Origin of the sequence: Leclercia sp. EC_58, assembly GCF_019584355.1 — a bacterium.
Classification (GTDB): Bacteria; Pseudomonadota; Gammaproteobacteria; order Enterobacterales; family Enterobacteriaceae; genus Enterobacter.
The window spans coordinates 2,495,528-2,519,779 of the sequence record NZ_VDAM01000001.1 but is presented as its reverse complement, the minus strand read 5'-3'; the positions used below and the strand labels follow the sequence as shown (position 1 = coordinate 2,519,779).

Genomic DNA, 24,252 nt, shown 5'->3' with positions numbered 1-24,252 from the left:
CAAATCCTTGATCAGCTCCCATGACGCATCAGAAAGTTCGTAACGCCTTGCCATACGGGCCTCCAACCGGTCATGGCGGCAATTTTAGCCACAACGACTTTTCGTACAAAACCTAAACCTCGGCGCCTGGCGTCTTCGCAATTACTCCACCTGGAGCCGGACCCGGGACGATCGCACCACGCAGCACGACTTCTCCCCGGTCTACAGCTATGCCCAGCGCAATATCCTGTCGCTGGGCAGCGTCGTCACCCTTGGAGAAAGCTCCACCCCTTCCGACGTGTTTGATAGCCTGTCGTTCACCGGGGCGCAGATTGCCTCCGACGATGACATGCTGCCGGACAGCCTGAAGGGCTTTGCCCCGCGCATTCGCGGCGTGGCGCACAGCAACGCCCAGGTGGTGGTGCGCCAGAACGGCTACGTGATCTATCAGAACTACGTCGCGCCTGGCGCGTTCGAAATTAACGATCTCTACCCTACCGGCGGCAGCGGCGATCTGAACGTTACCGTCAAAGAGACCGACGGCAGCGAGCAGCACTTCGTGGTGCCTTACGCCTCGGTGCCGGTTTTGCAGCGTGAGGGCCGGTTCAAGTACAGCCTGACCGGCGGGCGCTACCGCAGCTATGACCACAGCGTGGAGAAGACGCCGTTTCTGCAGGGCACCGGGATCTACGGCCTGCCGTACGATATCACCGCTTACGGCGGCATCCAGACCAGTGAATATTACGATGCCCTGGCGCTTGGCACCGGGAAAAACATTGGTAACTGGGGAGCGTTTTCTGTGGATATGACCGCGGCAAAATCGCAGATGGCGGGACAAAAAACCTCCCGTGGCCGCGCCTGGCGGGTGCGCTACAGCAAAGACTTCGCTAACACCGGCACCCACTTTACGGTGGCCGGGTATCGCTACAACAGCGCCGGGTTTGAGACCATGGCGGATGTGTTTGACTCCCACACCCACGACGACGACTGGAGCCCGGCGGATCGCCGCCGTAACCGCCAGGAGGCCACTGTCGATCAATCCCTGGGCGACTCCCTGGGCTCGTTGACGTTAAGCCTGGTCAAAGAGAATTACTGGCACAGCGATCAGAGCATGACCTCGCTGAGCATCGGCTATAACGGCAGCTGGCACGGCATCAGCTACGGTATCAACTATGGCCTGAGCAAAAACGTCCAGGATGAAGATGACAATGACGATGACCAGCGAGAGAACGAGCAAACCTTCGGCTTTAACGTCTCCGTTCCGCTGGATCACTGGCTGAGCAATACCTGGGTCAATTACACCTTTAACAACAGCAAGCATGACACCAGCCAGAGCGTCGGACTGAACGGCACTGCGCTGGCGGGCAATAACCTCAGCTGGGGGGTGCAGCAGGGCCACAGCCACGATTCCGGCTACAGCACCAGCCTGAACAGCGATTACAAAGCCACCTACGGCGAGATGACGGCAGGCTATTCCCAGGATGACCAGCAGCGCCAGCTCAACCTCGGCGTGCAGGGGAGCATGATTGTTCACGCCCACGGCGTGACCCTCGGCCAGCCGATGGGGGATACGGTGGCGTTGGTGGAGGCGCCGGGGGCCAGCGGCACCAGAATCGAAAACCAGACCGGGGTGAAAACCGACTATCGCGGCTATGCCATTGTGCCTTACGTCACGCCGTACCATCACAACACCGTGGCGCTGGATACCGAGAGTCTGCCTGCGGGGGCCGACGTCGGCCAGGCAGCCAAAGTTATTACTCCAACTCGTGGGGCGGTTGTGCGTACCCACTTTAATACCCGCGTCGGCAGCCGGGTGCTGCTGACCCTCACCCGCGCCGATGGACGTCCGGTGCCCTTTGGTGCCACGGCGGCGCCGGCCCATGAGAGCGGCGAATTTATCGTTGGTGATGGCGGTCAGGTCTACCTGACCGGGATGCACGCCCGGGGCAGTGTCAACGTCAGCTGGGGCAAAGGCCCAGGCGCGCACTGCTCCGCCCACTATCAACTGCCGTCTCGATCCGCTGACCCGGTGATTAGCGTCACCGCGCAGTGCACCTGACAGCATCGAGGAAAAGATGAAACCCTTCCGTTACGGCTGTGTACTGGCCCTGTTTGCCACCCTGTTTCTGTTTATGCCGCAGGCCAAAGCGGCCTGCTCTACCGCAGATCTGCCCTGGACGGCCACGCCGGGTACGCTGACGGTGCCCGCTACGCTCGGGGTGGGCAATGCCATCCCGGGATCCGCCCGTACGCATACGGTAAAAGGCCACTGTGACGCCGCCGACAGCGGTAAGCCAATCACCGCCTGCCATCTGGGTGAAGGCGATGAAATACCGGGGATGCCGGGGGTCTATCGCAGCGGTATTGAGGGGGTTGGCATTGAACTGCTGAACAGCGCCGGCCAGCCGGTACAGGGCCGCACCGTCCACTGTGACAGCCGAAGTACGCCGCTGGGGTACGTCAGCAGCGATGGCTCCGGCAGCTTCAACGTATCGCTGACGATGCAGCTGATCAAAACCGCAAGCAAAACTGGAGAGCTGGCGTCAACAACGGTGCATAACGGCATCTGGTCACTGGGCATCTATCCCGATCAACAGCTGGGTCAGTTGAACGCCGTGCGCTATGGCGGCAACCTGGCGCTGAAGGCCACCACCTGTTCAGTGGATCCGAAAAGTCTGGTCGTTACGCTGGGGGATTTTCCGTTGAGCGGCTTTACCCATCGCGGCAGTTTCAGCAGTTGGAAAGCGTTCAATCTAACGGCGATCTGTTCTGATACTGTCACCATGACGGCCCGGATCACCAGCCCAAATGGCGCGACGACGATCAGCGATGGCAATGATGTTCTGAACCTGACGCCAGGCCCCGACAGTGCCAGCGGGGTGGGCGTAAGAATGACCCTCGGCGGGGTGGTGTTACGCTACGACTACCCGATCCCCTTTGGCGACCAGACCATTCCCAACCAGCCTTTCGACCTGCCTTTCCAGGTGCAGTACTACCAGACTGGCGCTCAGGCGACCGCCGGAAGAGCCAATACCATTGCCACAATCGACATTGAATACCAGTGAGATCCCGATGAAATATGTAGCCCTGCTCGTGCTGCTGGCCAGCCTGCCCGTCTCAGCCACCGACGTGATCCTCAGCATCAAAGGCAATATTTATGACACTGCCTGTGAAGTGGACAGCACCAGCCAGAATAAGGTGGTCGATCTCGGCCAGGCGGTGGCCAGTGATTTTAAAGCGCCGGGGGATGTCGGCGTGTGGAAGAATTTTGATATCACCCTCTCGCACTGTCCGCAAAGCCTGACTCTGGCGACGATCAACCTGGAGGGGAAGCGCGACACGCTCCACCCGTTCAAGTTCGCCAACACCGGTACGGCGAGAGGGCTGGCGCTGGAGCTGGCCGACCGCACCGACTCGATCATTCTGGCGCCGGAAGCGCGCTTCAATGCGGTAATTGACCCAATCACCCACACCGCCGATTTCCCGATGGCGGCACGCTATTACGCCTCGTACGTTCCGGTCCACGCGGGGGAGTTTTCAAGCACGGTGCTCTTTACCTTCACTTACCAGTAGGACCGCGCCCCTTAGCACGGATGCTTTTCCTGCGCCCGGCGGCAAGCTTAGCCGGGCGTTTTTTTACTTCGGGAACCTCAGGTTGTTCGATGGGAAAGACCGGCAGGGCATTCAATAACCGCTTACCGTAATTTTTGGTCAGCAGCCGCTTATCGTAGATCACCACCTCGCCCCAGCAGCTGTGGCTGCGGATCAGGCGCCCGACCTGCTGGATCAGGTTGAACGACGCCGCGGGCAGACTCTGCACCTCAAACGGGAAGCGGTTCAGGCTTTTCAGCCACTCGCCCTCGGTGAGCACCACCGGGCTGTCGATGGGCGGGAAGGCGATCTTGTGAATATGGACCTGGGTCAGGTAGTCGCCCTTCAGATCCAGCCCTTCGGCAAAGGACTGGAGCCCCACCAGCACGCTGCGCTCCCCGGCATCGATACGTTTACGGTGCAGCTCCACCAGCCGGTAACGAGGCTGATCCCCCTGCACCAGCAGCAACAGGCGCAGGTCGGTGACAAAGGTTAAAAAGAGGTTCATTGCCCGGGCGCTGGCGAACAGCACCAGCATGCCGGGATACTTTTTGCTTTCCAGCTGTTCGCGAAAGTAGGCCGCCATTTCGGCCAGGTGCTGCTCTTCGTTGTCGATCAGCGGCTCATAGTGCATACGCGGGATCACCAGCTTGCCCTGCTCGCAGTGGTTGAACGGCGAGTCGAGGGCCACAAAGCGATCGCCCGCCTTCTCCTTCAGACCGCTCATCTCCTGCAGGCGGGAGAAACTGTTCAGCGAGCGCAGCGTGGCGGAGGTCACCACCACATGCGGGACGCTGCGCCAGAGCAGCTTTTCCAGCTGATCGCTGACGCGAATGCCCGCGCAGTGGAAGAAGAGATGCACCTGCCCTTCCCTGACTTCCCGCGTCGCCCACTTGGTAACCGGCGCGCCGGAGGCCTGGGCCATCGACGCCAGCCGCCACAGCTTGCTCTGCCCCTCGAACATGCCCAGGGCGCGGTTCATCTGCAGCAGCACCCGGTGGACACGCACCACGTCATGGGTGCCGGTTTTCTCACTGAGATCGTTTAAAAACAGCTCCGCCAGCCCGCGCAGTTTCTCGATAAGCTGCGCCAGCTCGCGGCAAAGATCCATGATCTCCTCCGGTAACTCGCCCATCTCAAACCGGTGCTCTGCCTCCTGGCCGGGTGGCAGATAGAGATTGAGGATGTTGTTCAGGGAGGCGATATGGCTATAGATCGTTTCACAGTGCTCGCTGAGGCGCTCCGCAACCGCCAGCGGCGGGATCGTTTTCGGCCGGAACTGATCCATGCAGGTCGCCACCAGCTTGCAGAACAGATCGAGCTGCAGGCGGAACCAGGGGGCAGTTATCTCGGCGCTCATCTCCAGCGCGTCGCGGGCGACGTCCGGCAGGTGATGGCCTTCATCCAGCACCAGCAGCAGATTTTTCGGATCCGGCAGAACCGCTTCGCTCTCCATCGCCGCCATTACCAGCGCGTGGTTGGCGACCACCACTTCGGCCTCCTGAATTTCACGGCGGGCGACAAAGAACGGGCATTCGCGATAGTAATGGCAGTTGCGGTTCAGACAGCTGGCCTTATCGGTACTGAGCCTGCGCCACAGATCGTCGCTGAGCGCCTGATCGGTGTGATCCCGCAGGCCATCCCATTTATAGCTATCGAGATCGGCCTTAAGCCGGGCGCACTGCTCCTGCTCAGCTTTATTGTTAGGGGTCAGTTCGTCATCGAGAAAGGCCAGCAGATCCTGCTGGGTGGGTTCGGTGCTGGCAAGGGCGGTTAAGTTGCGCGGGCAGACATAGCGCCCACGCCCAAAGGCGGCGGTGAAGCGCAGCTCAGGAATGATTTTGCGCAGCAGGGGCAGGTCTTTGCTGTAGATCTGATCCTGCAGGGCGACGTTGGCGGTACTGACCACCAGCGTCTTTTGTTCTTCCCGGGCGATAGCGATGCCGGGGATCAGGTAGGAGAGGGTTTTACCGACGCCGGTCGGGGCTTCAATTGCCAGATGTCGCCCCTCGTCACCGGCCAGCGTTTTTGCCACATCGGCAATCATCTGCCGTTGCGGTGCGCGGGGAATGAAGTCGGGGATCTGCTGTTGTAGCGCCTTATACCAGGCGGCAATTTGCGCTTTCAGCGCGGCGGTTAAAGCCATGATGAACCTGAAATACTGTATAAACAGCCACTATTGTGGCACTTTCTTAAGCGGGCCGCAAAAGAAAAGCCCGGCTTTACGACCGGGCTTCCAGATTACTGCGCGCTGGCAGGTTTGCGCGGACGGCGTCGGCGCTGGCCTTCGCCTGCCGGTTTCGCTTCGCCATCGCGACGCGGTGGCTTGCTGGCCGCTTTCGGCGCGCCGCCTTCGCTACGGCGCGGCTGCTGCTGACCACGTCCACCGCCGCCCTGCCCGCGTCCACCACCCTGACCACGTCCGCCCTGACGCCCGTTCTGGATCGGCTCAGCTTTGATGGACGGATCTACCTCATAGCCTTCGAGGGCGATACGCGGGATCTCTTTTTTCAGCAGGCGTTCGATGTCGCGCAGCAGCTTGTGCTCATCCACACAGACCAGAGACAGCGCTTCGCCCGTTGCCGCCGCGCGACCGGTACGGCCGATACGGTGGACATAATCTTCCGGAACGTTCGGCAGCTCGTAGTTCACCACGTGCGGCAGCTCTTCGATATCCAGGCCGCGGGCGGCGATGTCGGTTGCCACCAGTACGCGGATATCACCGGATTTAAAATCGGCCAGCGCGCGGGTACGTGCCCCCTGGCTCTTGTTTCCGTGGATAGCCGCGCTGCGGATGCCGTCTTTGTTCAGCTGTTCCGCCAGGTGGTTCGCCCCATGTTTGGTTCGGGTAAAGACCAGCACCTGCTGCCAGTTCCCTTCGCCAATCATCTGGGAGAGCAGTTCGCGCTTGCGCTTTTTATCAACAAAGTGAACGTGCTGGGTCACCTGTTCGGAGGCGGTGTTGCGACGCGCCACTTCCACTTCCAGCGGATTGTGCAGCAGCTTTTCCGCCAGGCCTTTGATCTCGTCGGAGAAGGTGGCGGAGAAGAGCAGGTTCTGACGGCGGGCCGGTAATTTTGCCAGCACGCGACGAATATCGTGGATAAAGCCCATGTCCAGCATGCGGTCAGCTTCGTCGAGCACCAGGATCTCCACGCTGTCGAGCTTAACGGCGTTCTGGTGTTCCAGGTCGAGCAGACGGCCCGGGGTGGCGATCAGCACGTCCACGCCGCCGCGCAGTTTCATCATCTGCGGGTTGATGCTCACCCCGCCAAACACCACCAGCGAGCGGATGTTGAGATAGCGGCTGTACTCACGCACGTTCTCACCCACCTGGGCGGCCAGTTCACGGGTTGGGGTCAGGATCAGGGCGCGCACCGGGCGACGGCCTTTGGCATGCGGTTCGCTTGAGATGAGGCGTTGCAGCAGCGGCAGGGTAAAGCCAGCGGTTTTACCGGTCCCGGTCTGGGCGCTGGCCATCAGATCGCGGCCTGCCAGTACAGCGGGAATGGCCTGCTGCTGAATAGGGGTCGGTTCGCGGTAACCCTGCTCCGCTACAGCGCGCAGAATTTCCGGGTTCAGGCCAAGGGTATCAAAAGACATAACAACTCCGAACCGCCCCGACCATTTTCAGGTGTAGTTTTCAGGGAGATATAACAAATGAAAGGACAAAAACCACGGTGTCGCGAAGCAGCGGAGTGTAGCAGCTTTTGTGATACAGCGCATAAATATCCCGTCGGGGGCGGCATTTACGCTATTAAACAAGCCGGATACCGGCAAGAAAACTGGACACGCTCAAAAAACAGTCATATTCTTAATCAATCGATTGATTAATTTTGTGTGCCGCTATGAATCCGATCCCGACCACCACCAAAGGTGAGCAGGCTAAAAGCCAGTTAATCGCCGCCGCGCTGGCGCAGTTTGGCGAATATGGGCTGCATGCCACCACCCGCGATATCGCTGCGCAAGCCGGGCAGAATATCGCCGCCATCACCTACTATTTTGGCTCGAAAGAGGATCTCTACCTCGCCTGCGCCCAGTGGATCGCCGACTTCATTGGCACCCAGTTTCGCCCCCACGTGGAGGAAGCCACCGCCCTGCTTGCCGAGCCGTCGCCGGATCGCGCTGCCATTCGTGGCCTGATCTTAACCGCCTGCAACAACATGATTCAGCTGCTGACCCATGACGATACGCTGAACCTGAGTAAGTTTATTTCACGCGAGCAACTCTCGCCCTCTGCCGCTTACCAGCTGGTCCACGATCAGGTTATCGCCCCGATGCACTCCCACCTGACCCGGCTGGTGGCGGCCTATACCGGGCGTGACCCTCTTGATACGCAGACCATTTTGCATACCCATGCCCTGCTGGGCGAAGTGCTCGCCTTTCGCCTGGGGCGTGAAACCATTCTGTTACGCACCGGCTGGACCGAATTCGATGAGGATAAAGCGCTGCAAATCAGTCAGGTCATCACCTGTCATGTCGATTTGATCCTGCAGGGCTTAACGCAAAGGAGCCTGGAGTCATGAAAAAACCTGTCGCCATTATTGTGGCTGTGGTGGTTGTGCTGGCAGCCGGTATCGGCGGCTGGCTGTGGTATCAGAGCCAGCAGGATAAAACGCTGACCCTGTACGGTAACGTCGATATCCGCACCGTGAACATGAGCTTTCGCGTCGGCGGACGGCTGGCTTCACTGAGCGTGGATGAAGGCGATGCCATTACCGCTGGTCAGACGCTGGGCACGCTGGACAAGGCCCCCTACCAGAACGCGCTGTTGCAGGCCCAGGCGGGGGTTGCCGTGGCACAGGCGCAATACGACTTAATGCAGGCGGGCTACCGTGACGAAGAGGTCGCCCAGGCCGCCGCCGCCGTTAAACAGGCGCAGGCCGCCTATGACTACGCGCAGAACTTCTTTGTCCGTCAGCAAGGGCTGTGGAAAAGCCGCACCGTGTCGGCCAACGATCTGGAGAACGCCCGCTCCTCGCGGGATCAGGCTCTGGCGACGCTGAAATCCTCCCAGGATAAGTTGCGCCAGTACCGCTCCGGCAACCGCGAGCAGGATATCGCCCAGGCAAAAGCCAGCCTCGAACAGGCCCAGGCTCAGCTGGCGCAAGCGCAGCTGGATCTGCACGACACCACTCTGGTGGCCCCGGCCAACGGCACCCTCCTGACCCGCGCCGTGGAGCCCGGCAGCATGTTGAACGCGGGCAGTACGGTGCTGACCCTCTCCCTGACGCGTCCGGTGTGGGTGCGGGCTTACGTCAATGAAGCCAGTCTCGGCGAGGCGAAACCGGGGCGCGAAGTACTGCTCTATACCGACAGTCGCCCCGACAAGCCGTACCACGGGAAAATCGGCTTTGTCTCCCCGACCGCGGAATTTACGCCAAAAACCGTCGAAACCCCGGACCTGCGTACCGATCTGGTCTATCGCCTGCGCATTATCGTGAACGATGCCGACGATGCCCTGCGCCAGGGGATGCCGGTAACGGTCAGCTTCGACAATGGGCAAGCCCATGAGTGATGCGGTGATCCAGCTCTCCGGCCTGGTCAAACGCTTTGCCGGGATGGACAAACCCGCCGTCGCGCCGCTCGACTGCACGGTGCATAAAGGCTACGTTACCGGGCTGGTCGGCCCGGACGGCGCGGGCAAAACCACCCTGATGCGGATGCTTGCCGGCCTGCTAAAGCCCGACGAAGGCAGCGCCAGCGTGCTGGGACTGGACCCGGTTCGCGACGATCGCGCCCTGCATGCAATGCTGGGCTACATGCCGCAGAAGTTTGGTCTGTATGAAGATCTGACGGTGATGGAGAACCTGACCCTGTATGCCGACCTGCGCAGCGTCACCGGTGAGACGCGGGAGAAAACCTTTCAGCGCCTGCTTGAGTTTACGTCGCTTGGCCCCTTCACCGACCGGCTGGCGGGCAAGCTCTCCGGCGGCATGAAGCAGAAGCTGGGGCTGGCCTGTACGCTGGTGGGGCAGCCGAAGGTGCTGCTGCTGGACGAGCCCGGCGTTGGCGTCGACCCCATCTCCCGCCGCGAGCTGTGGCAGATGGTGCACGAGCTGGCGGGGGACGGAATGTTAATCCTCTGGAGCACCTCCTATCTCGACGAAGCGGAGCAGTGCCGCGACGTGCTGCTGATGAACGAAGGGGAGCTGCTCTATCAGGGCGATCCCACTGCCCTGACCCAGAGCATGACCGGGCGCAGCGTGCTGCTGCACTCCCCTCATGAGAATAACCGCCGCCTGCTGCAACGGGTGCTGAAGCTGCCCCAGGTGAGCGACGGCATGATCCAGGGGAAATCGGTGCGGGTGATCCTCAGAAAAGAGGCCAGCGCCGACGATCTTCGCCAAAACGCGGATCTGCCGGATCTGGCGATTGATGAGACTGCGCCGCGGTTTGAAGATGCCTTTATCGATCTGCTCGGCGGCGCAGGCACCGCCGAATCGCCGCTGGGGGCGATCCTGCATACTGTGGAAGGCACCCCCGGCGAGACGGTGATCGAGGCCAAATCCCTGACCAAAAAGTTCGGTGACTTTGCCGCTACCGACAATGTGAACTTTACGGTAAAACGCGGCGAAATTTTCGGCCTGCTGGGCCCCAACGGCGCAGGCAAATCCACCACCTTCAAAATGATGTGCGGCCTGCTGGTGCCCACCGCCGGCAAAGCGCTGGTGCTGGATATGGATCTGAAAGTCAGCTCCGGCAAAGCGCGCCAGCACCTGGGCTATATGGCGCAAAAGTTCTCGCTCTACGGCAACCTGACGGTTGAGCAAAACCTGCGCTTCTTCTCGGGCGTCTACGGCCTGCGCGGGCGGGCGCAGAGTGAAAAGATTGCCCGCATGAGCGAGGCCTTTGGTTTGAGCAGCATCGCCAGCCAGGCCACCGACGCGCTGCCGCTCGGGTTCAAACAGCGGCTGGCGCTGGCCTGCTCGCTGATGCACGAGCCGGACATTCTGTTTCTCGATGAACCGACCTCCGGGGTCGATCCCCTCACCCGCCGTGAGTTCTGGCTGCATATCAACAGCATGGTGGAAAAAGGGGTCACGGTGATGGTGACCACTCACTTTATGGACGAAGCAGAGTATTGCGACCGGATTGGGCTGGTCTATCGCGGCAAGCTGATTGCTCACGGCACACCCGACGATCTGAAAGCTCTGGTGGCGGACGCGCAGCAGCCCGATCCCACCATGGAACAGGCGTTTATCACGCTCATTAACGACTGGGATAAGGAGCATGGCCATGTCTGACAAAGCCCTCTCCTGGCGTCGGGTCCGCGCCCTGTGCATCAAAGAGACGCGGCAGATCGTACGCGACCCGAGCAGCTGGCTGATTGCGGTGGTGATCCCCCTGCTGCTGCTCTTTATCTTCGGCTACGGCATAAACCTCGACTCCAGCAAGCTGCGGGTGGGGATCCTGCTGGAGCAGCACAGTGAAGAGGCGCTGGATTTCACCCATACCCTGACCGGCTCGCCCTACATCGACGCCACCATCAGTGACGATCGCCATAAGCTCACCCAGATGATGCAGGCCGGGCGCATTCGCGGGATGATTGTGATCCCGGTGGATTTTGCCGCCCGCATGGCGCGCCCGAACGACACCGCCCCGATCCAGGTGATTACCGATGGCAGCGAGCCCAATACCGCCAACTTTGTGCAGGGCTACTCAGAGGGGATCTGGCAGCTGTGGCAGATGCAGCGGGCGGACGATCGCGGCGAGACGTTTGAGCCGCTGATTGACGTCCAGACCCGCTACTGGTTTAACCCGGCGGCCATCAGCCAGCACTTTATTATTCCTGGCGCGGTGACCATTATCATGACGGTGATCGGCGCCATTCTGACCTCGCTGGTGATTGCCCGCGAGTGGGAGCGCGGCACCATGGAGGCGCTGCTCTCCACCGAAGTGACGCGCACGGAACTGCTGCTGTGCAAGCTGATCCCCTACTACTTCCTCGGAATGCTGGCGATGCTGCTCTGTATGCTGGTATCCGTATTTATTCTCGGCGTGCCCTATCGCGGCTCGCTGCTGGTGCTGTTCGCCATCACCAGTCTGTTCCTGCTCAGCACGCTGGGGATGGGGCTGCTTATCTCCACCATCACCCGCAACCAGTTTAATGCCGCCCAGGTGGCGCTGAATGCCGCGTTTTTGCCGTCGATTATGCTGTCCGGGTTTATTTTCCAGATCGACAGTATGCCGGCGGTGATCCGCGCGGTGACCTATATCATCCCGGCACGTTATTTCGTCAGCACCCTGCAAAGCCTGTTCCTGGCGGGCAATATTCCGGTGGTGCTGATGGTGAACCTGCTGTTTTTGATTGCCTCGGCGGTGATGTTTATCGGCCTGACGTGGATGAAAACCAAACGGCGGTTAGATTAGGTTTCGCCCGGTGGCGCTGCGCTTACCGGGCCTACGGGTTTTGTAGGCCGGGCAAACACAGTGCCGCCCGGCGTTTTGAGGAGTGACTATGTTTCACCGTTTATGGACATTGATTCGCAAAGAGCTGCAATCCCTGCTGCGCGAGCCGCAGACCCGGGCGATATTGATTCTGCCGGTACTGATCCAGGTGCTGCTCTTCCCCTGGGCAGCCACGCTGGAGGTGACCAACGCCACGATCGCTGTCTATAACGAAGATAACGGCAAACATTCGGTGGAGCTGACCCAGCGCTTCGCCCGCGCCAAAGCCTTTACCCACGTGCTGATCCTCAACAGCCCACAGGAGATCCAGCCCACCATCGACACGCAAAAGGCGCTGCTGCTGGTGCGTTTCCCGGCCGATTTTTCCCGTAACCTCGACACCCTGCAAACCGCCCCTATGCAGCTGATCCTCGACGGGCGTAACTCCAACAGCGCGCAAATCGCCGCCAACTACCTGCAACAGGTGGTGAAGGATTACCAGCAGGAGCTGATGGCGGGTAAACCGAAACCGAACAACAGCGAGCTGGTGGTGCGCAACTGGTACAACCCGAACCTCGACTATAAATGGTTTGTGGTGCCGTCGCTGATCGCCATGATCACCACCATTGGGGTGATGATCGTCACCTCCCTGTCGGTGGCCCGCGAGCGCGAACAGGGTACCTTCGATCAGCTGGTGGTCTCCCCGCTGGCGACCTGGCAAATCTTTGTCGGCAAGGCGGTCCCGGCGCTGATTGTCGCCACTTTCCAGGCCAGCATTGTGCTGGCGATTGGCATCTGGGCCTATCACATCCCGTTTGCCGGATCGCTTCTGCTCTTTTACTTCACGATGGTGATTTACGGGCTGTCGCTGGTGGGGTTTGGTCTGCTGATCTCGGCGCTCTGCTCGACCCAGCAGCAGGCGTTTATCGGGGTGTTCGTCTTTATGATGCCCGCCATTTTGCTCTCGGGCTACGTCTCGCCGGTGGAGAACATGCCGGTCTGGCTGCAGAACTTAACCTGGGTGAATCCGATTCGGCACTTTACCGATATCACCAAGCAGATCTATCTCAAGGATGCGAGTCTGGATATTGTCTGGGGGAGTTTGTGGCCGCTACTGGTGATAGCGGCCGTGACGGGTTCAGTGGCGTACGCGATGTTTAGGCGGAATATCGCGTAGCTTTTTGTCTTTGGTTAACAGTGAAACGATCGCGGGCCCAGCAAGGATAGCCAGCCCTGCGACAGCCAGCAAAAAGTTGTTTTGCAGCACGCGGGACAACAGCCACAGCACAATCAGTGCCGCACCAAAATACCAGGTGGTGGTGAGCTCTTCGAGCACATCCGCCACTTCGCGCCAGCGCGCTTCATGATGACGCTGTAAAAAGAGCATCAACAGGACAGTCACGCCGTACAGCACGCATAATCCTAAGCCGACCCGCACCAGGGTACCGCTCATCCAGGCCATCACCAGCACGGCCACCACCAATAAATGCAACATAATCTGCCAGCAACTCAGGCCGGTTGCGACGCGTATGCGTTGTTGCCACTTCATGGCACTCTCCTGAAGGATTTTACTCTGCCTGTTCAGACTATCGCACTTTACGGAAAATTCCGTAACACAGCACCTTTTTGTGACGACGACTACACTTTATTTTCATCAGGATAGTGACGCGGGAAGGAGTGTATGGCCCAACAAACCCGGCATTTTTCGCTTAAAGTGTTAACAATCAATATTCACAAGGGATTCGCGGCTTTTAACCGCCGTTTCATTCTGCCCGAACTGCGTGACGCTGTACGAACCGTCAGCGCGGATATCGTCTGCCTGCAGGAGGTGATGGGCGCGCATGAAGTGCATCCGCTGCATGTGGAAAACTGGCCCGATACCAGCCACTACGAATTTCTCGCCGACACCATGTGGAGCGACTACGCTTACGGGCGTAATGCCGTCTATCCCGAGGGGCATCACGGCAATGCCATTCTCTCCCGCTACCCTATCGAACACTATGAAAATCACGATGTCTCGGTGGGCGAGAGTGAAAAACGTGGGCTGCTTTACTGCCGTGTCGCGATCCCGGAGCTGAGCAGATCGCTGCATGTGGCCTCGGTCCACCTTGGCCTGCGCGAAGCTCACCGCCAGGCGCAGCTGCAGATGATGACCGAGTGGGTCAACGGCCTGCCAGAAGGGGAACCGGTGGTGGTCGCCGGTGATTTTAACGACTGGCGCCAGCGCGCCAACCATCCGCTGAAAACGGGGGCCGGGTTAGAAGAGATCTTCACCCTTGCCCACGGCAGGCCCGCCCGTACCTTCCCGGTGAGATTCCCGCTGCTGCGTCTGGACAGGATCTATGTCAAAAACGCTCACGCCAGCAGCCCTACCGCGCTGGCCCTGAGCAACTGGCGTCACCTTTCCGACCATGCGCCGTTAAGTGCGGAGATTCATCTATGAAATGTTCATGGCAAAGCGGCAACCGGATAAAGCTGCTGGAAAATGGCGATCAATATTACCCGGCGGTATTTGCCGCCATCGAGAAAGCGCAAAGCCGGGTACTGCTTGAAACCTTTATCTGGTTTGAAGACAACGTGGGGCGAAAACTGCATTCGGTGATCCTGCGGGCGGCCCAGCGCGGGGTGCATATCGAAGTGCTGCTGGACGGCTACGGCTCCCCCGACCTCAGCGATGAATTCGTGGGGGAACTCACCTCAGCAGGCGTGGTATTCCGCTATTACGATCCACGCCCGCCTCTGCTGGGTATGCGCACCAACGTCTTCCGCCGCATGCACCGTAAAATTGTGGTGGTGGACGATCAGGTGGCCTTTGTGGGCGGCATTAACTACTCCGCGGAACATATGTCGGACTACGGTCCTGAAGCCAAGCAGGATTATGCCGTCCAGGTCGAAGGCCCGGTGGTACAGGATATTTTGCAGTTTGTCGTGGAAAATCTCCCCGGCAAAGCCGCAGTGCGTCGCTGGTGGAAGCGGCGTCATCGCGCCGAAGAGAATACCAAACCGGGCGAAGCGCAGGCGCTGTTTGTCTGGCGCGATAACGAAGAGCACCGGGACGATATTGAGCGGCACTATCTCAAGATGCTGACCAACGCCCGTCGGGAGGTGATCATCGCCAACGCCTACTTCTTCCCGGGCTATCGCCTGCTGCACGCCATGCGTAACGCAGCCCGGCGCGGCGTGCGGGTTAAGCTGATTGTGCAGGGCGAGCCGGATATGCCCATTGTGACCGTGGGCGCCCGCCTGCTCTACAACTATCTGGTGAAAGGCGGCGTCGAGATTTACGAATACCGCCGCCGTCCGCTGCACGGCAAGGTCGCGCTGATGGACGATCACTGGGTAACTGTCGGCTCCAGCAACCTCGATCCCCTTAGCCTGTCGCTGAATCTGGAGGCCAACCTGATTATTCACGATCGCGAGTTTAACCAGACCCTGCGTGACAATCTCACCGCCATCATCGCCGAGGATTGCGTCCGGGTGGATGAGTCGATGGTGCCGAAACGGACCTGGTGGAATCTGGGCAAAAGCGTGGTGGTGTTCCACTTCCTGCGCCATTTCCCGGCGCTGGTCGGCTGGTTGCCTGCACATACGCCTAAACTGGCGCAGGTCCCCCCGCCGGTACAACCCGAGATGGAGACTCAGGATCGCGTTGAGGCGAGCAACACGGGGGTAAAACCCTGATGAGCAAAAAACATTCTCGCTGGCGTCTGGCAAAAAAGATCCTCACCTGGGTATTTTTTATAGCCGTTGCAGTGCTGCTGGTGATTTACGCCAAAAAGGTCGACTGGGGCGAGGTGTGGAAGGTTATCCGCGACTACGACCGTGTATCGCTGATGGGCGCCGTGGCGCTGGTGATACTGAGCTTCCTGCTGTATGGCTGTTACGACCTGCTGGGGCGAGTCTACTGCGGGCATAAGCTGGCCAAGCGCCAGGTTATGCTGGTGTCGTTTATCTGCTACGCCTTTAACCTGACCCTGAGTACCTGGGTGGGCGGCATCGGGATGCGTTACCGCCTTTACTCCCGTCTGGGGCTACCCAGCAGCACCATCACCCGCATCTTCTCTCTGAGTATTACCACCAACTGGCTGGGTTACGTTCTGCTGGGCGGGGTAATCTTCACCGCGGGCGTGGTGCAGTTGCCTGCTCACTGGTATATAGACCAGTCAACGCTGCGCATTATTGGCATCGTGCTGCTGCTGGTGATTGGGTTCTATCTGTGGGCCTGCGCGTTCGCTAAGCGGCGCCATGTGACCATCAAAAAGCAAAAGCTGGTACTTCCCTCCTGGCGTTTTGCCCTGGCGCAGATGGGGATTTCCGCCGCCAACTGGATGGCGATGGGGGCCATTATCTGGCTGCTGATGGGTGAAGATATCAACTACTTCTTCGTGCTGGGTGTGCTACTGGTGAGCAGTATCGCCGGGGTGATTGTCCATATCCCTGCCGGGATTGGGGTGCTGGAAGCGGTGTTTATCGCCCTGTTAGCGGGGGAGCATGTCTCTCACGGCACCATCATCGCCGCCCTGCTGGCCTATCGTATGCTCTATTATTTCCTGCCTCTGGGGCTGGCGACGGTCTGTTACCTGGTGCTGGAGAGCCGGGCGAAGAAGTTGCGGGCCAAAAACGAACAACAGATGGCGAAGTAATGGCGGGATTGGCCGGGTGGCGCTGCGCTTACCCGGCCTACGGTGTTGTAGGCCCGGCAAGCGAAGCGCCGCCGGGCAAGGCAATCAACGACGGTTGCCAAAGATGCGCAGCAGCATCAGGAACAGGTTGATGAAGTCCAGATAGAGCGTCAGCGCCCCGAGAATGGAGTATTTACGCAGATTTGAGCTGTCGCGCACGTCAATCTGCTCGCCAATGTTTTTCAGCTTCTGGGTGTCATACGCCGTCAGCCCGACAAAGACAATCACCCCGATATAGGTCACCGCCCACATCAGCGCTTCACTCTTCAGCCAGAAGTTCACCAGCGATGCCAGCACAATCCCAATCAGCGCCATAAACAGCATGTTGCCAAAGCCGCTCAGGTCGCGTTTGGTGGTGTAGCCGTAAAGGCTCATCGCACCAAACATCCCGCCGGCCACCACAAAGGTGCTGGCGATGGAGGAGTAGGTGTAGACGAGGAAAATACTGGAGAGCGTCAGGCCGGTCAGCGCCGAATAGAGCATAAACAGCGTGGTAGCCATCCCTGCGCTGAGCTTATGCACCAGCCCGGAGAGGACAAACACCAGCGCCAGCTGGGCGATGATCAGGCCAAAGAAGGTGATTTTGCTGGAAAAGACAAACATCATCACCGCAGGCGTGTTTGCTGAGAACCAGGCGACAAAGGCGGTAAGCAGCAGGCCGCAGGTCATCCAGCCATAGACCTGGGCCATATAGGTTTGCAGCCCGGTACGGCTCTGCTGCACGATGGAATCGGAACGGGGAAATCTGTCCATAACACACTCCTTTTTAAGTGGACACACTGTTAAAGCCTAACACATCCCGGCAATCCGGCTACCAGCGGTTGGCGGCTTCCTTGTCGCTGTCGCGGGACTCGACCCAGCGATCGCCCTCCGGGGTCGCTTCGCGCTTCCAGAACGGGGCGCGGGTTTTGAGATAATCCATAATAAACTCACCGGCCGCAAAGGCGCTGCCGCGATGGGCGCTGGTGACGCCAACGAAGACGATCTCCTCCCCCGGCCACATCTCGCCGATGCGGTGGATCACGGTCACGCGGCCGAGCGGCCAGCGCTGACGCGCCTGTTCAACGATCTCCGCCAGCGCTTTTTCCGTCATGCCAGGATAGTGCTCAAGGGTCAGCGCCTTCACGCTGTCGCCGAGATTATGGTTACGCACCTTGCCGGTGAAGGTGACCACCGCGCCATCTTCGTCACGCTCCGCCAGCCAGATATACTCCGTGCCGACGTTAAAACGCGCCTGTTCGACTACGATTTTGGTGTCACTCATCTCAGCCCCCGGTCACCGGTGGGAAGAAGGCCACCTCATCGCCCGGTTTGACCGGATGCGTGAACTCCACCAGCGTCTGGTTCACCGCCGCCAGCAGTTTGCTCGCGTCCAGCGCCAGCGCCCAGCGGTCGCTTTGCGCCGCCAGATGCGCCCGCAGCGCTTCGACGTTTTCCACCTCGATATCCAGCGTCAGGCTGTCGGTATTCACCAGCTCGCGCACCTGCGCAAAAAACAGTACTTTAATCATTCTCTTGTGCTCTGAAATCACCCGATTTTCCCCCGCTTTTCGCCAGCAGGCGAACCGGGCCAATAACCATGTCTTTCTGCACCGCTTTGCACATGTCATAGATGGTTAACGCCGCCACGGAGGCGGCAGTTAAGGCTTCCATCTCCACGCCGGTTTTCCCGGTCAGGCGGCACAATGATTCGATGCGCACGCGGTTGTGCTCCGGCTCGGCCCGCAGGTTGACCTCCACTTTGCTGAGCATCAGCGGATGGCACAGCGGGATAAGATCCCAGGTGCGTTTCGCCGCCTGGATCCCGGCGATCCGCGCCGTAGCGAAGACGTCCCCTTTGTGGTGGCTGCCGTCAAGGATCATTGCCAGCGTTTCGGGAAGCATGGTGACGAACGCTTCCGCGCGGGCTTCACGCACGGTTTCGGCCTTGGCGGAGACATCCACCATATGGGCTTCGCCCGCGGCGTTAATGTGGGTCAGTTGCGACATAGCTTATTTCTTCAGGTGAGGATGGAAATTACACGGACGCGTGCGGGCATCCAGCTGCGGGGCGATAATGTTTTCCCACGCGGTGCGGCACGCTTTGGTGGAGCCTGGCATGGCGAAAATCACCGTGTTGTTGGCGATCCCTGCGACAGCGCGCGACTGCAGGGTGGAGGTGCCAATCTCTTCAAACGAGAGCATGCGGAACACCTCGCCGAAGCCTTCGATCTCGCGATCGAAGAGCGGCAGCAGCGCTTCCGGGGCCTGATCGCCTGCGGTAAAACCGGTGCCGCCGGTGATCAGCACCACCTGGACGTTATCGCTGGCGATCCAGCGCGACACTTCCGCGCGAATGGCGTAGCGGTTCTCTTTGACGATAGCCTTGTCGACGATCTGATGCCCCGCCTCGTGGGCCGCATCGCGCAGCCAGTGGCCGGAGGTGTCATCCTCTTCGCCGCGGCGTTCAGAAACGGTAAGAATAGCAATACGCGTCGGGATAAATTCAGCGCTTACCTGACTCATCTTCTGGTTCCTTGTAGCGATTACCCGCCAATGTATGACAGGTTCTGGGTGATCCCGGTGTTGCCCTGATGCAGGAAGTGGGTCTGTTTTTTGTGCATCAGCGCCTCAGAAATGCGTGCTTCCAGCGCCGCCTGCTGCGCATCATCGACCAGCAGATCGCGCAGGTCGACGCCGCCGTCGCCAAACAGGCAGAGGTGCAGCTTGCCCACCGACGAGACGCGCAGGCGGTTACAGCTGGCACAGAAATCTTTTTCATACGGCATGATAAGGCCAATCTCCCCTTCGTAGTCGGGGTGACAAAAGACCTGCGCCGGGCCGTCGCTGCGCTGGCGAAGCTGGTAGATCCAGCCGCGTTTGAGCAGCTCATCGCGCAATACCATCCCGGAGATGTGATGACGGGAGAAGAGGTCGCTGCCCTCGCCGGTTTCCATCAGCTCAATGAAGCGCAGCTGAATGCGGCGGGGTTTGATCCACGCCAGGAAGGTATCCAGCTGATGATGGTTCACATCGCGCATCAGCACGGTGTTGACCTTCACCTTGTCGAAGCCGGCCGCAAAGGCCGCGTCGATACCATCCATCACCTGGTGGAATTTATCCTGGCCAGTGATGGCGTGAAACTGGCGGGCATCCAGGCTGTCGACGCTGACGTTAATGGCCGTCAGCCCGGCATCGCGCCAACCGGCGACATCGCGCGCAAGGCGATAGCCATTGGTCGTGACCGCGATCTGGCGGATGGCGTCGTTTTCACGGACCGCCGCGATGATGTCGGTGAAGTCACGGCGCAGCGAGGGTTCACCGCCGGTAAGACGGACCTTTTCCGTGCCCATGGCGGCAAACGCGCGCGTGACGCGGCGCACTTCATCCACGGAGAGAAAGCCGTTATTGGTGACGCTGCCAGGCTTATAGCCATCCGGCAGGCAGTAGGTGCAACGGAAGTTGCACACATCGGTAATCGACAAACGCAGGTAAAAAAACTTACGCGCGAATGCATCGGTAAGTTGTGAAGCCATGTACACCTTTCCTGATACGGGAGGCACAGTCATTTCTTCCTGTACCCTGGTGGCAAAAGCGCCACGGCCAGAGCGCCATATCTGTCGACACAGGCGCAAAGGCTAGAGTGTATGTTTTCAATGATGAAAACGTGGTTATGTCGATAGTAGCGTGTTAAAGCGAGTTTCGCTATCGTCGACTGACGCTATATAAATATGTATATAACGAGCTAATCGTGCCATTTCGGTTCAGAATACGTCATTATCACATTTTTGCATTGATATACGTCATTTTGCGCGGGTCGCAGCATCGTCATTTAGGAGTAGTTGCGTTACTGTTTACATGTTGGTCTTAATAAGGAATTTTTATGCGCAATCGCACTTTTGCGGATCTTGACCGGGTGGTCGCTCTCGGCGGAGGCCACGGACTGGGCCGGGTCATGTCCTCCCTGTCATCGCTCGGCTCCCGCCTGACAGGGATCGTCACGACCACCGATAATGGCGGCTCAACCGGACGCATCCGCCGCTCCGAAGGCGGTATCGCCTGGGGAGACATGCGCAACTGCTTAAATCAGCTTATCACGGAACCGAGCGTGGCTTCGGCCATGTTTGAATATCGTTTTGCCGGTAATGGCGAACTTTCCGGGCATAACCTTGGAAATCTGATGTTAAAGGCGCTGGATCACCTCAGCGTCCGGCCTCTGGAGGCGATCAATTTAATTCGCAATCTGCTTAAAGTGGACGCCTTTCTCATCCCCATGTCCGAACTTCCGGTTGATTTAATGGCAATCGACTGCAACGACCATGAAGTGTATGGCGAGGTGAATATCGATCAGCTTGTCCTGCCGCCGAAAGAGCTGATGCTCTACCCCACTGTCCCGGCCACCCGCGAAGCGGTAGAAGCGATTGGTGAAGCGGATCTGATCCTCATCGGCCCCGGCAGTTTTTACACCAGCCTGATGCCGCTCCTGCTGATTAAAGAGCTGGCCCAGGCGCTGCGGCGCACGCCCGCCCCGGTAGTCTATATCGGCAATCTGGGTCGCGAGCTCAGCCCGGCCGCCGCCGGGCTTTCGCTGGCCGCAAAGCTGGCGCTGATGGAGCAGTATGTCGGTAAAAAGATCGTCGATGCGGTAGTGGTCGGGCCGAAAGAGGATATCTCAGGTATGGAAGGCCGGGTGGTGGTGCAGGAGCCGCTCGAAGCAAGCGACATCAAGTACCGCCACGATCGGCATCTGCTGCGCGTGGCGCTGGAGAGAGCGATTCAGGCGTTGGGTTAGCTTGTACGGCCTGTAATGCCCGGTGGCGCTTCGCTTACCGGGCCTACAGACAGAGTGCCGTTGTTGAGCCGGTAAGCGCCACCGGGTACAAACTACGACGCGGCGATGAATAAATCCCGTAGCTGATGCAGCTGGTCGCGGATCTGCGCGGCCTCTTCGAACTCCAGGTTCTGTGCGTGCTGCATCATCTGCCCTTCCAGCTCGTGGATTTTCTGCTGCAGCGCTTTCGGCGTCAGTGCCACGGTATCGGCCTCAACCGGTGAGCGCGACTTGCCGCGTCCCTTGGTTTTGGTTTTCGCGATATTCTGGCCAAGCTGCAGGATATCCACCACCTTCTTGTTGAGCCCCTGCGGAACAATCCCGTGCTCTTCGTTATAGCGCTGCTGCTTCTCGCGACGGCGTTCGGTTTCCCCGATCGCTTTCGCCATCGACGGGGTGATCTTATCCCCGTAGAGAATCGCTTTACCGTTAACGTTTCGCGCCGCACGGCCAATGGTCTGGATCAGCGAGCGCTCGGAACGCAGGAAGCCCTCTTTGTCGGCGTCCAGAATCGCAACCAGCGACACTTCTGGCATATCCAGCCCCTCACGCAGCAGGTTGATCCCCACCAGCACGTCGAACTCGCCAAGACGCAGATCGCGTATAATCTCCATGCGCTCCACGGTGTCGATATCCGAGTGCAGATAGCGCACCTTCTCGCCGTGCTCTTCGAGGTATTCGGTCAGGTCTTCCGCCATCCGTTTGGTCAGGGTCGTCACCAGCACACGCTCGTTAATGGCCGACCGGGCGCGGATCTCCGAGAGCAGGTCATCCACCTGGGTGGCTACCGGACGCACTTCGATAATCGGGTCCAGCAGGCCGGTCGGACGCACCACCTGATCCACCACTTCGTCGCCCGATTTCTCCAGCTCGTAGTTGCCTGGCGTTGCGGAGACGTAGATGGTTTGCGGCGCCAGCGCCTCGAACTCTTCAAACTTCATTGGACGGTTATCCAGCGCCGACGGCAGGCGGAAGCCGTACTCCACCAGGGTCTCTTTACGCGCCCGGTCGCCACGATACATCCCGCCGATCTGCGGAATGGTGACGTGGGATTCATCCACCACCAGCAGGCCATCCGCCGGCAGGTAGTCAAACAGGGTGGGCGGCGCTTCGCCCGGCCCACGGCCAGAGAGATAGCGCGAGTAGTTTTCGATACCGGAGCAGTAGCCCAGCTCGTTCATCATCTCGAGATCGAACTGGGTACGCTGGCTGATACGCTGCTCTTCCAGCAGCTTGTTATTTTCTAACAGCACCCTGCGGCGATCCGCCAGTTCAACCTTGATGTCCTCCATCGCCTGCACGATGCGCTCACGCGGGGTGACGTAGTGGGTTTTTGGGTAGACCGTGAAGCGCTGAATGGTCGATTCCACATGGCCGGTCAGCGGGTCGAACAGCGACAGCCGCTCCACCTCTTCATCGAAAAGCTCGACGCGCAGCGCGAAGTCGTCCGACTCCGCCGGGAAGATGTCGATCACTTCACCGCGCACGCGGAACGTACCGCGCTGGAACGCCTGATCGTTACGGGTGTACTGCAGCTCGGCCAGGCGACGCAAAATAGCGCGCTGATCGATAATCATCCCCACGGTCAGGTGCAGCATCATCTTCAGGTAGAGATCCGGGTCGCCGAGGCCGTAGATGGCCGATACCGAGGCCACCACCACCACATCACGGCGCTCAAGCAGCGCCTTGGTCGCGGAGAGACGCATCTGCTCGATATGCTCGTTCACCGAGGCATCTTTCTCGATAAAGGTGTCCGAGCTGGGAACGTAGGCTTCCGGCTGATAGTAGTCGTAGTACGACACGAAGTACTCTACCGCATTCTCGGGGAAGAACTCTTTCATCTCGCCGTAGAGCTGCGCCGCCAGGGTTTTGTTCGGGGCGAGCACCATTGTGGGGCGCTGGAGATCGGCGATCACGTTAGCGACGGTGAAGGTTTTACCCGACCCGGTCACCCCCAGCAGCGTCTGGTGCGCAAGCCCATCCTCCAGCCCCTCTTTCAGACGGCGAATCGCTTCAGGCTGATCGCCGGAAGGACGAAAAGCGGAATTCAGTTTGAACGGTTTACTCATGAACGGCGACCTGATGATGGTTGATACGGCAGGTGAGTAATTTTACTCTTGATGGCTATTTTTGCCAGTAAATTATACTGGACATAAACACAGTGGCAACCGCGACGTTTTGTGCCACCCTGGGCAAGAATCAAACGAAGCTGCACAAAATTTCGCCTGCGACGGGATAAAATTCCATCAACGCACGGTTATCCCCAGAACTTTTTATTTTTTAACATTTGTCAAGGCGAGACGCCGAACTTAAGCGCATTATCGTGACCGTTTAATGACAAAGATTGATTTTATTTAACGGATTGATTCCATTTATTATTTTCAAAAAGACGCGTTTCGCAGCAATTCAGGCGCAGGCCGCGTATTCTCTCGCTTACCCTGTGTTTTCTAACTCTAATGCACATGGTTATCCACAGGAATAGTGGATAACTGCCTCCAGCCCATACGGAACGTGACTCGGCTCGTTCCCGGTTTTTACCCACAGCGAGACGGTAAAAAATTTTTATGACCCAATTTTGGCGATCTTATGACAATAAATCGTTCACCCATCAGTGAGACATTGTTCACATTTTAACCAAAATAGTACCTGCACCAGGTGAATCATACGGGGCACCGGCGCAGTGCATCACTCTCTCCTCGCAGCGCTTATTTTTGCGCCTAATCTGAAAAAAGGCGGTTTAAACGCTATTTTTTGGCCTGTGGCAAGAGTCTTGCAGAGTATCAGGGGACACTGATGTCT

Annotated in this window: 21 protein-coding genes, 1 pseudogene and 1 riboswitch; of the genes and pseudogenes, 12 read left to right on the top strand and 10 right to left on the bottom strand. The window is 59.0% G+C overall.

Annotated features, from left to right (window positions below; all coding sequences use genetic code 11):
• Positions 1 to 112: 112 nt before the first annotated feature.
• From FHC51_RS12345 to FHC51_RS12335, 3 genes and pseudogenes are all read left to right on the top strand, one after another.
• Positions 113 to 2,038 (top strand): annotated as a pseudogene (locus tag FHC51_RS12345) (fimbria/pilus outer membrane usher protein); the annotation flags it as partial.
• 16 nt (positions 2,039 to 2,054) lie between these two features.
• Positions 2,055 to 3,044, top strand: coding sequence for a fimbrial protein (locus FHC51_RS12340; protein WP_220435653.1), 990 nt, complete (start codon positions 2,055 to 2,057; stop codon positions 3,042 to 3,044).
• A 7-nt stretch (positions 3,045 to 3,051) separates the two neighbouring features.
• The gene (locus tag FHC51_RS12335; protein ID WP_220435652.1) at positions 3,052 to 3,552 is read left to right on the top strand and encodes a fimbrial protein; all 501 of its coding nucleotides are present in this window, start codon (positions 3,052 to 3,054) and stop codon (positions 3,550 to 3,552) included.
• Here FHC51_RS12335 and dinG read toward each other — a convergent pair.
• Both dinG and rhlE read right to left on the bottom strand, forming a co-directional pair.
• Complete coding sequence (gene dinG / locus FHC51_RS12330) at positions 3,539 to 5,716, bottom strand: ATP-dependent DNA helicase DinG (protein WP_220435651.1); 2,178 nt, start codon at positions 5,714 to 5,716, stop codon at positions 3,539 to 3,541. The genes FHC51_RS12335 and dinG overlap by 14 nt on opposite strands.
• A 95-nt stretch (positions 5,717 to 5,811) precedes the next feature.
• The gene (rhlE, locus tag FHC51_RS12325) at positions 5,812 to 7,173 is read right to left on the bottom strand and encodes an ATP-dependent RNA helicase RhlE (RefSeq protein ID WP_220435650.1); all 1,362 of its coding nucleotides are present in this window, start codon (positions 7,171 to 7,173) and stop codon (positions 5,812 to 5,814) included.
• Positions 7,174 to 7,418: 245 nt separating this feature from the next.
• Between rhlE and cecR the strand changes: the two genes are divergently transcribed.
• The 5 genes from cecR to FHC51_RS12300 all read left to right on the top strand — a co-directional run bounded on the left by cecR (position 7,419) and on the right by FHC51_RS12300 (position 13,138).
• A complete protein-coding gene (gene cecR, locus FHC51_RS12320) occupies positions 7,419 to 8,096 on the top strand; it encodes a transcriptional regulator CecR (protein WP_114315569.1) in 678 nt (225 codons plus the stop codon).
• Positions 8,093 to 9,088 carry a secretion protein HlyD gene (gene hlyD, locus FHC51_RS12315; RefSeq protein ID WP_103823515.1) on the top strand — a complete coding sequence of 332 codons (996 nt, stop codon included), beginning with the start codon at positions 8,093 to 8,095 and terminating at the stop codon, positions 9,086 to 9,088. Before cecR ends, hlyD begins: the two co-directional genes overlap by 4 nt.
• Positions 9,081 to 10,817: an ATP-binding cassette domain-containing protein gene (locus FHC51_RS12310; protein WP_220435649.1), complete on the top strand. Its 1,737-nt coding sequence runs from the start codon at positions 9,081 to 9,083 to the stop codon at positions 10,815 to 10,817. The genes hlyD and FHC51_RS12310 overlap by 8 nt, the downstream gene beginning before the upstream one ends.
• Positions 10,810 to 11,943: an ABC transporter permease gene (locus FHC51_RS12305; protein WP_114315570.1), complete on the top strand. Its 1,134-nt coding sequence runs from the start codon at positions 10,810 to 10,812 to the stop codon at positions 11,941 to 11,943. The genes FHC51_RS12310 and FHC51_RS12305 overlap by 8 nt, the downstream gene beginning before the upstream one ends.
• Positions 11,944 to 12,031: 88 nt before the next feature.
• The gene (locus FHC51_RS12300; protein ID WP_114315571.1) at positions 12,032 to 13,138 is read left to right on the top strand and encodes an ABC transporter permease; all 1,107 of its coding nucleotides are present in this window, start codon (positions 12,032 to 12,034) and stop codon (positions 13,136 to 13,138) included.
• Here the strand turns inward: FHC51_RS12300 and FHC51_RS12295 are convergent.
• Positions 13,100 to 13,510: a YbhQ family protein gene (locus FHC51_RS12295; protein ID WP_103823518.1), complete on the bottom strand. Its 411-nt coding sequence runs from the start codon at positions 13,508 to 13,510 to the stop codon at positions 13,100 to 13,102. The two genes, FHC51_RS12300 and FHC51_RS12295, sit on opposite strands and share 39 nt — an antisense overlap.
• Positions 13,511 to 13,642: 132 nt before the next feature.
• Between FHC51_RS12295 and FHC51_RS12290 the strand changes: the two genes are divergently transcribed.
• The 3 genes from FHC51_RS12290 to FHC51_RS12280 are packed head-to-tail and all read left to right on the top strand — an operon-like array spanning position 13,643 to position 16,604.
• On the top strand, positions 13,643 to 14,404 hold the full coding sequence (locus FHC51_RS12290) for an endonuclease/exonuclease/phosphatase family protein (protein WP_103178772.1): 762 nt from the start codon (positions 13,643 to 13,645) through the stop codon (positions 14,402 to 14,404).
• On the top strand, positions 14,401 to 15,642 hold the full coding sequence (gene clsB, locus FHC51_RS12285; protein ID WP_103178771.1) for a cardiolipin synthase ClsB: 1,242 nt from the start codon (positions 14,401 to 14,403) through the stop codon (positions 15,640 to 15,642). The genes FHC51_RS12290 and clsB overlap by 4 nt, the downstream gene beginning before the upstream one ends.
• Positions 15,642 to 16,604, top strand: a complete 963-nt coding sequence (locus FHC51_RS12280; RefSeq protein ID WP_103178770.1) for a YbhN family protein — start codon at positions 15,642 to 15,644, stop codon at positions 16,602 to 16,604. Before clsB ends, FHC51_RS12280 begins: the two co-directional genes overlap by 1 nt.
• A gap of 84 nt (positions 16,605 to 16,688) precedes the next feature.
• Here FHC51_RS12280 and FHC51_RS12275 read toward each other — a convergent pair whose 3' ends face one another.
• The 6 genes from FHC51_RS12275 to moaA all read right to left on the bottom strand — a co-directional run bounded on the left by FHC51_RS12275 (position 16,689) and on the right by moaA (position 20,158).
• On the bottom strand, positions 16,689 to 17,396 hold the full coding sequence (locus FHC51_RS12275) for a Bax inhibitor-1/YccA family protein (protein ID WP_103178769.1): 708 nt from the start codon (positions 17,394 to 17,396) through the stop codon (positions 16,689 to 16,691).
• Positions 17,397 to 17,454: 58 nt separating this feature from the next.
• The gene (gene moaE / locus FHC51_RS12270) at positions 17,455 to 17,907 is read right to left on the bottom strand and encodes a molybdopterin synthase catalytic subunit MoaE (protein WP_220435648.1); all 453 of its coding nucleotides are present in this window, start codon (positions 17,905 to 17,907) and stop codon (positions 17,455 to 17,457) included.
• A 1-nt stretch (position 17,908) separates the two neighbouring features.
• Entirely contained in the window at positions 17,909 to 18,154 is a 246-nt protein-coding gene (moaD, locus tag FHC51_RS12265) for a molybdopterin synthase sulfur carrier subunit (RefSeq protein WP_103178767.1), read from the bottom strand.
• Positions 18,147 to 18,632 (bottom strand): cyclic pyranopterin monophosphate synthase MoaC, encoded by a 486-nt coding sequence (gene moaC, locus FHC51_RS12260; RefSeq protein ID WP_103823522.1) that lies wholly within the window; start codon positions 18,630 to 18,632, stop codon positions 18,147 to 18,149. Before moaC ends, moaD begins: the two co-directional genes overlap by 8 nt.
• A 3-nt stretch (positions 18,633 to 18,635) precedes the next feature.
• Positions 18,636 to 19,148, bottom strand: a complete 513-nt coding sequence (gene moaB, locus FHC51_RS12255) for a molybdenum cofactor biosynthesis protein B (protein WP_103178765.1) — start codon at positions 19,146 to 19,148, stop codon at positions 18,636 to 18,638.
• A 20-nt stretch (positions 19,149 to 19,168) separates the two neighbouring features.
• Entirely contained in the window at positions 19,169 to 20,158 is a 990-nt protein-coding gene (moaA, locus tag FHC51_RS12250) for a GTP 3',8-cyclase MoaA (protein ID WP_220435647.1), read from the bottom strand.
• Positions 20,146 to 20,280: riboswitch (molybdenum cofactor riboswitch) on the bottom strand. Its footprint overlaps the gene before it by 13 nt.
• Before the next feature lie 225 nt (positions 20,281 to 20,505).
• On the opposite strand from moaA, the gene yvcK reads away from it, so the two are divergent.
• Positions 20,506 to 21,414 carry a uridine diphosphate-N-acetylglucosamine-binding protein YvcK gene (yvcK, locus tag FHC51_RS12245; RefSeq protein WP_220435646.1) on the top strand — a complete coding sequence of 303 codons (909 nt, stop codon included), beginning with the start codon at positions 20,506 to 20,508 and terminating at the stop codon, positions 21,412 to 21,414.
• A gap of 92 nt (positions 21,415 to 21,506) precedes the next feature.
• On the opposite strand, the gene uvrB is transcribed toward yvcK, so the two are convergent.
• Entirely contained in the window at positions 21,507 to 23,522 is a 2,016-nt protein-coding gene (gene uvrB / locus FHC51_RS12240; protein WP_103178762.1) for an excinuclease ABC subunit UvrB, read from the bottom strand.
• Positions 23,523 to 24,252: the final 730 nt, after the last annotated feature.